3 protein-coding genes are annotated in these 7,486 nt (G+C 68.5%); 1 reads left to right on the top strand and 2 read right to left on the bottom strand.

Annotated elements, in window-relative coordinates; genetic code table 11:
- Nucleotides 1-467 precede the first annotated feature (467 nt).
- The gene (locus K7787_RS02120; protein ID WP_223000298.1) at nt 468-3,515 is read left to right on the top strand and encodes a carbohydrate binding domain-containing protein; all 3,048 of its coding nucleotides are present in this window, start codon (nt 468-470) and stop codon (nt 3,513-3,515) included.
- A gap of 152 nt (nt 3,516-3,667) precedes the next feature.
- Here K7787_RS02120 and K7787_RS02115 read toward each other — a convergent pair whose 3' ends face one another.
- Together K7787_RS02115 and K7787_RS02110 are read right to left on the bottom strand one after the other, a co-directional pair.
- Entirely contained in the window at nt 3,668-4,177 is a 510-nt protein-coding gene (locus tag K7787_RS02115; RefSeq protein ID WP_308036274.1) for a DEAD/DEAH box helicase family protein, read from the bottom strand.
- Nucleotides 4,178-5,071: 894 nt separating this feature from the next.
- Complete coding sequence (locus K7787_RS02110) at nt 5,072-7,480, bottom strand: DEAD/DEAH box helicase (RefSeq protein WP_223000297.1); 2,409 nt, start codon at nt 7,478-7,480, stop codon at nt 5,072-5,074.
- Between the last annotated feature and the right edge of the window lie 6 nt (nt 7,481-7,486).

The following is a 7,486-nucleotide window of genomic DNA, read 5'->3' as shown; positions in this document are numbered from 1 at the left end:
GCAGCGCGCCGGCGGCGCTGGGCGGGCCGCGGCGTGCGCGCGGGCCGAGGCGCACCGGCAGCGCCGCCCGCCTCGAAGGCCCGCGCCCCGCACTCGGGGCGCAGCCCGGCCGTACGCGTCGTCGAGCGACCCGGCGCCCTGCACGACGTGCCGAACGAGCCGCGCCCTGCCCCGAGTTGGCCCACAAGGCCCTGGCGGCGGCCCGCCCTCCCCAACGAACGGCCCACCGCCGCGCGGCCGGTGCGCCGGAACTCTTTACGTCCCTGTAACGAGCGAGTATCTTCCCGGTGCGCAAGAAGTTGCAGCAAGTTTCCGATACGCCTTTCAGGTCGGAAGCATGCTGCTCGCCACGGTCCTGCGGCGCGTCAGGGCTGCACCGGCGGAGATCCAGACCGGGACACCCCCAACCGGGCCCCATGTCGGACACCGCGGCCACCGGCCGCGGCGCACCCCTTGGAGAGTTCTCGATGAGACGCACCACAGCCTGGCGGCTCAGACGCCCCTGGGCGGCACTGGCCGCCGTGGCGGTACTGATCGGTCTTCTGTCGGCCCTGCCCGGGGCCGGCCGCACCGTGAACGCCGCGCCGGCCGCCGCCGAGGCAGGCAACACGGCGACGGTGTTCTACTACACCAAGACCCGCAACTGGTCGCAGTACTACCTGCACTACGCCCCCGACGGGGCCGCCTGGACCCAGGTGCCGGGCACGGCGATGGAGGCCGGCTGCACGGACTGGGTGAAGAAGACCGTCAGCCTCGGCACGGCCACCACCTGGCAGGCCACCTTCAACAACGGCAGCGGCACCTGGGACAACAACGGCGGCAAGAACTACGCCCTGGGCACCGGCACCATCACCGTCAAGGACGGCGTCATAGCCCACAGCGATCCGTGCGGCGACGACAACGGCGGCTCCGACCCGTCACCCTCACCCACCCCCACTCCCACCTCCGCCCCGACCAGCGCGACCGTCTTCTACTACGCGCAGACCGTGGGCTGGAGCACCGTCAACCTGCACTACGCCCCCACCGGCGGCTCCTGGACGACCGTGCCGGGCATCGGCATGGAGCAGGCGTGCCCGGGATGGTTCAAGAAGACCGTCGACCTGGGCGGCGCGACCGGGCTGGCGGCGACCTTCAACAACGGCAACGGCACCTGGGACAACAACAACGGCGCCAACTACGCCCTGCCCGCCGGCGTCAGCACCGTGAAGGACAAGACGGTCACCAAGAACGCCACCGACCCCTGCGCGTCCCACACACCGGACACCACGGCGCCGACCGTCCCCACCGCCGTCAAGGCCACGGCCACGGACACGTCGATCGTCCTGACCTGGGACCCCTCCACCGACGACACCGGCGTCACCGGCTACCAGGTGACCCGCACGGGCGGCACCAAGGGCAGCCAGGTCACCAGCGTCGGCTCCACCGTGCTCAGCGAATCGGGCCTGGAACCGAACACCAAGTACACGTACACCGTCAAGGCACTCGACGCGGCCGGCAACGTCTCCGCCGCGTCCGCCGCCGCGAGCGCGACCACGGGGCAGGCGCCGCCGCCGGCCCAGCAGGGCGCCATGCTCGGCGGCGACCCGCGCAAGGACCCGATCTACTTCGTGCTGACCGCCCGCTTCTACGACGGCGACAGCGGCAACAACCGCGGCGGCAACCAGGACGTCGCCTCCGGGAACGCCGCCAACCACGACCCGATGTTCCGCGGTGACTTCAAGGGCCTGGTGCAGAAGCTGGACTACATCAAGGCCCTCGGCTTCTCCGCGGTCTGGATCACTCCCGTGGTCCTCAACCGCTCCGACTACGACTACCACGGCTACCACGGCTGGGACTTCTACAAGGTCGACCCCCGCCTGGAGTCCGCGGGCGCCTCCTACCAGGACCTCATCAACGCCGCCCACGCCAAGGGCATGAAGATCTACCAGGACGTCGTCTACAACCACAGCTCACGGTGGGGCGCCAAGGGCCTGTTCGTCCCCACGGCCTACGGCGTGCGCGACTCCCAGTGGTCCTGGTACTACGACGAGAAGCAGCCCGGCTTCGAGTACGACGGCCTGACCGTCGAGCCCAAGTCCGGCAAGTCCTACTACAACGGCGACCTGTGGTCGACCGCGGAACCGTCCGGCAACACCTGCCTGAACTGGGGCAAGCCCACCGGGTACAAGTCCCCCGAGGGCTACACCATCTACAACTGCCAGTGGCCGAGCCCCACCAGCGGCATGTTCCCGTCGAAGTACTACCACCAGTGCTGGATCGGCAACTGGGAGGGCGAGGACTCCCGCTCCTGCTGGCTCGCCGACGACCTCGCCGACTTCAACACCGAGAACCCCGAGGTGCAGAACTACCTCATCGGCGCCTACAACAAGTACATCGACATGGGCGTCGACGGGTTCCGCGTCGACACCGCCGTCCACATCCCCCGCGTCACCTGGAACCGCCGCTTCCTGCCCGCCATCCAGCAGCGCCTCGCCCAGGACTGGGGACCGGACAAGGCACAGGACTTCTTCGTCTTCGGCGAGGTCGGCGCCTTCGTCAACGACAAGTGGAACCGCGGCTCGGTCAACCACTCCGCGCAGTTCTACACCTGGAAGGAACGCAAGGAGTACACCGACGACGACGTCCAGGCCGCCCTCGACCAGTACAACTACGAGGAGAAGCTCGGCCCGGGCAACCAGCCCACCTCCACCAACGCCTTCCTCGACGGCAACGCGTACCACACCCCCGACCACTCGAAGTTCTCCGGCATGAACATCATCGACATGCGCATGCACATGAACTTCGGTGACGCCCACAACGCGTTCAACAACGGCAAGGACTCCGACGACTCCACCAACGACGCCACCTACAACGTCGTCTACGTCGACAGTCACGACTACGGGCCCAACAAGTCCAGCGTGCGCTACACCGGAGGCCAGGACGCCTGGGCCGAGAACATGGCCCTGATGTGGACCTTCCGCGGCATCCCCACCCTCTACTACGGCTCGGAGATCCAGTTCCAGGCCGGCAAGACCATCGACTGCGGCCCCAGCTGCCCGCTGGCCACCACCGGCCGCGCCTACTACGGCGACCACCTCGAAGGCACCGTCACCGCCGGCGACTTCTCCAAGGTCACGAGCGCCACCGGCGAGGTCGCCACCACCCTGGCCCAGCCCCTGGTCAAGCACCTCCAGCGGCTCAACCAGATCCGCCGGGCCGTCCCCGCCCTGCAGATGGGCCAGTACTCCACCGAAGGCGTCTCGGGCGGCGGCATGAACTTCAAGCGCCGCTACACCGACGCCGCGACAGGCGTGGACAGCTTCGCCCTGGTCGCCGTCACCGACGGCGCCACCTACACCGGCATCCCCAACGGCACCTACAAGGACGCCGTCACGGGCGACGTCCAGCAGGTCACCGACGGCACCCTGTCCATCGGCGCCCCCGGCAAGGGCAACCTGCGCGTCTACGTCCTCGACCTCGGCGGCAAGAACGCCGCCCCGGGCAAGATCGGCACCGACGGCCCCTACCTGAAGTAGCCGCCTCCGCCCTGGACGGCCGGTCCCTGACACACTCCCGTCAGGAACCGGCCGTCCACCATGCCGTGGCCCTGGGTATGCACCCCCACACCGCCCGGTCCGAGACCCGACCGTTCCTATCGCCAACCCGGCGAACCTTCCCGGTCAAAGCACTAGCCGGAAAGGGCTCCCCGTGTTTGTGGGGATGGTCCTTGAGTGTCGAGTTGCGGCAGGTGAAGGAGGAAGTGCTCCTCTGGCCGCCGCACTGCAGGCAGTTGGGACTGGTCGTGCACAGCGGCCCATGGCCGGCCCGCGTCCCCACTTGTCCTGTGTGCCTCGTCCACGACCATCAGGTCGAACACTGGAAGCCCGGCAGCGTGCGCCTGCTGGGGGATGCCGAGCCCGACGGAGGCGTACGTCGCGAACACCGTCACGGTCTCCACCCCCCGTACCCAGGAGACGAGTTCGTCGGGGTCGGTCGTGTACGGGATGCCGTCGCTCTCTTCGGCACGCAGCGAGCACACCCCCACCATCGCGCCGCGCCGGCCTGCCCGGCGCCAGGCGCGGGGCGTCTGGATGAGCAGGTCCAGGGTGGGGACCAGGACCAGGACCCGGCGGGCGGAGAGCCGGTTTGCGACTTCGGTGCCGATAAGGGTCTTTCCCGAGCCGGTAGCGGCGATCACCTGGGTTCTCAGCCCCTCCGGAGGAACACACCACCCGGAGGCCCGGACAGAAAACGAGGGACCGAATCCACGGCCTCGATCTGATGAGGACGGAGTTCCATACGGGTCATTCCTGGTTCGTTTCTCTTGTCGAACCTGACGGAATCCTGTGATCGCCTGGAGCGAGAAATGGAGAGGGAGAATTCCTGGCGACTGGCCGCTCACGCTCCCAGGACAGGCACCCGCCTACGATCCCAAAGCTAGCAGCCTACAGCGAAGTGACGCACGGGGTTGTTCGGAGACGGCGACATGTGGTTGTCTCCGGGAGTCGGGCGGCTCGGCTCGAGTCGTGAGAGAGGCGGCCCCGAGAGCGCCGGCCGATCCGCCCACCGGTTTGCCGATACGCACCCTCACCTCACACCCCGTCACTACCCTTTCGGCTGTTGCTTATACGGGGTCAGTGCGCGGAGCGCCCTGACCCCGCCCTGGTCCCGACGGAGTCGGGACCGATTGCCGGGCCACGGAGTGGACCGGCACACCCGGACCGGAGGTCCGGGTGTGCCGCGCGAAGCGCGGAACCGCCGCGTAGCGGCGGCGCGTCGTGTCTGCGGAGCAGACCGCGCGCCGCCGCTACGCGGCGGAATCCTGCCGCGCTCCGCGCGGCCAACTGCTCCGCTTCGCGGAGCAGTTGATCCGGCGTCACTCCGTGACGCCGGCCTGGACCGCTCCGCGGTCCAGGCCGGACAGGAATCCGCTCCGCGGATTCCTGTGGCTGGCTACGCGGTTAGGGTGTCGCGACTCCTGCCGGTGGTCTGCGCGGGAGTTCGGTGGGATCGCCTCCGCTGCTACCTTCGTGGTCCAGCTCTGTCCGAAGGGGCGTGTCTAATCTGGTGAAAAATCTGGACTGTTTGAAGTTCAGGCCCGGTCCGTTTCGCGATCCGGGAGATCCGATAGATCGGCTGGGATGATCCCGGACAGCAGGTGATCTTGTTCTTCCGTGAGCTGTCCCTCGTTCCGCTTGGTCCGGATCCTGCGGAGCCATGCACCGATCTCAACACGCGCCCCGTCAGCCTCGATCCATTCCCGCGCGCTGGGCAGCCGGCCCTGACGTTCGGTGAACGCCCTGAGTAGTGCCGCGTTCTGCTCGAAGGAGCGACGGGCTCGCCTGCCCGTGGGCAGCCGTAGTCGGCTGTCGACCCCGATCCGGGAGAGGAGAGCCCGCTGAGCGGGATCCAGGTTCGTGAAGGTGGTGATCTGGCGCTGGAGCCAACTCCCGATCTTCACGCCCTCGATGACCGTGTCACGGCGTAGCGCCGCGGGGTCGTGGCCGGTTTCGAGGTGGCGGCGCAGGAGGTGATATTTGCGGTGCCAGTCGGGGCCGTGTGGGAGGAGCCAGTCGGGGTCGAGGGTGGTGAGTTGGGCTTCACGGTCGGGGGCGAGGGAGCCTTTGCGGGCGGCGGCGCGCTGGTCGATGAGGAACTGGCCGCCTGGGGCGTCGGAGGGGATGGCCAGGTGGCCGTGCTGTTGGTGGTAGGCGGTGACGGTGGTGAACTGGCCCTGCCAGACGGCTTCGTGGTGGTCCCAGATCATGCCGAGCGCATCGAGTTCTGCAGTCCAGTCCTCTTCCAGGAGGTTGCGTGCGTGGGCGGTGCGCTGGCTGGTGATGAACTGGCCGAGGCGGTAGCCGAAGGCGTCCTCGTAGTCGGCTGGGACTTGGAGGTGGCCGTACTCGGCGTGGAAGCGGGTGGCTGCGGCCAGCCCGGCGCGGCGGGGTGCGGAGAGCACTGCGGTGTTCGAGGGCCAGGCGATCAGGTCCATGGCGCGGGCGATGTGGTGGGGGTTGAGGGTGAAGTCGAAGCGGAAGCGGCGTGCGAGTAGTTGGTGGGTGTCGCGGTCCAGGCGCCGTTTCGTGTTGTTGTGTGGGGCGCGGGCGGCGATGGACTGGTCGTGGTGGCGTAGCGCGGCGGTGATGAGCCAGAGGGCTTCGTAGGGGGTGTCGAGGAGGTCGGTGGGGTCGGCGCCGGGTGGGGTGTAGGCGGGGATGATCAGGCTTGCTGTCTTGTGGTCGAGGGTGGGGGGTTTGCGTAGGGCGCGGCCGAGGGCTTGGACGATGCGGCGGACGCTGGAGGTTCGGTCTGCGAAGACGATGGCGTCGACGGCTGGCAGGTCGACGCCTTCGCTGAGGACTTGGGCGTTGGTGAGTACGGCTCGGTCGGCTTGTTCGAAGCGGGTCAAGATGGTGTGGCGTTGGCGGGGGGTGTGGGTGCCGTCGATCGACTGCACGCTCAAGTCGGTTGACCAGGCGGGGTGTTGGTCTGCGGTGAGGGTGCGCAGCGTGTGGGGGAACTGGCGGGCGAAGTCGGCGGCGTCCGCGACTTGTTGGAAGTAGACGATCACGTGGTGCAGATCGTGCTCGGTCATGGCTTTGAGGACGGCCAGGTGCAGCGCACTCGTTCGGTGGGCCATGGGGCCGAAGCCGGTCTGGAGATCGGTGTCGGTGAGGGCGCTGCGGAGGTCGGTGTCGGTGATGGTGGGGACGAGGAGCTGGTAGTCGGCCAGGACGCCGTCTTCGATCGCGTCCGCGTGGGAGTAGGTGTGCAGGCGCGGGCCGAAGACCTTCGGATCGTCCATCGAGGCGATCAGGGAGGGGGAGCGCCAGGCGGGGGCGGTTGCTGCGGTCGGTTTGGGGTCGGGGCGTGTGTCTGGTGCCTCTGTCAGGCGGGGGGCCTCCCACTCGTAGGGTGTGGCCGTCAGGTAGAGGCGGCGGTCGGCGGGGACGCGGGTGTTGTCGTGGATCATCGTCCACTGTTTGTCCCAGCTGCCGGCCGTGCGGTGCGCCTCGTCCACGATCAGGAGGTCGAAGGTGGGGGCGGCGAAGACGGAGTGCTGGGCTTCCTCGATCCGCGGGAGTGAGTCGAGCGTGACGAAGACGGTTGCCCGCTTGTGCCGGTTGAGCCAGTAGGCCAGGTACTCCCCCGAGGCGGTGCTTGTCGCTCCGGCGGCGGCGAGCATGGGGTTTTTGTCGGCTTGCAGTGAGGACACTGCCATCAGCGGCTCGCGGCGTCCGTCCGCGCGTGCGGCTTGGGCCCACTGGCCGATCAGGTCCAGGGAGGGCACGGCGATGAGGAGGTGCGCGATGTCGAGATCTTCGGCGGTGCGCAGTGCGATCAGTGTCTTGCCGGTGCCGCATGCGGAGACGATGTGTCCGCGTGAGCCTGGGTTTTTCAGGTGCCGGACCGCGTTGTCCACCGCGCGTTGCTGGTCCGCACGCGGTGTACGGCGGGCCGGGGCGGGTGGGCTGTCGGGGCTTGGGCCGGTGGTCATCGCAGG

It is taken from the genome of Streptomyces sennicomposti (genome assembly GCF_019890635.1).
Classification (GTDB): Bacteria; Actinomycetota; Actinomycetes; order Streptomycetales; family Streptomycetaceae; genus Streptomyces; species Streptomyces sennicomposti.
The sequence above is the reverse complement of the archived record's forward strand: the minus strand, read 5'-3'. Positions and strand labels throughout refer to the sequence as shown.

What these genes read in the sequence shown, in the direction of transcription:
- K7787_RS02110 (WP_223000297.1), bottom strand. Translation starts at nt 7,480, where the DNA reads ATGACCACCGGCCCAAGCCCCGACAGCCCACCCGCCCCGGCCCGCCGT.
- K7787_RS02120 (WP_223000298.1), top strand. Translation starts at nt 468, where the DNA reads ATGAGACGCACCACAGCCTGGCGGCTCAGACGCCCCTGGGCGGCACTG.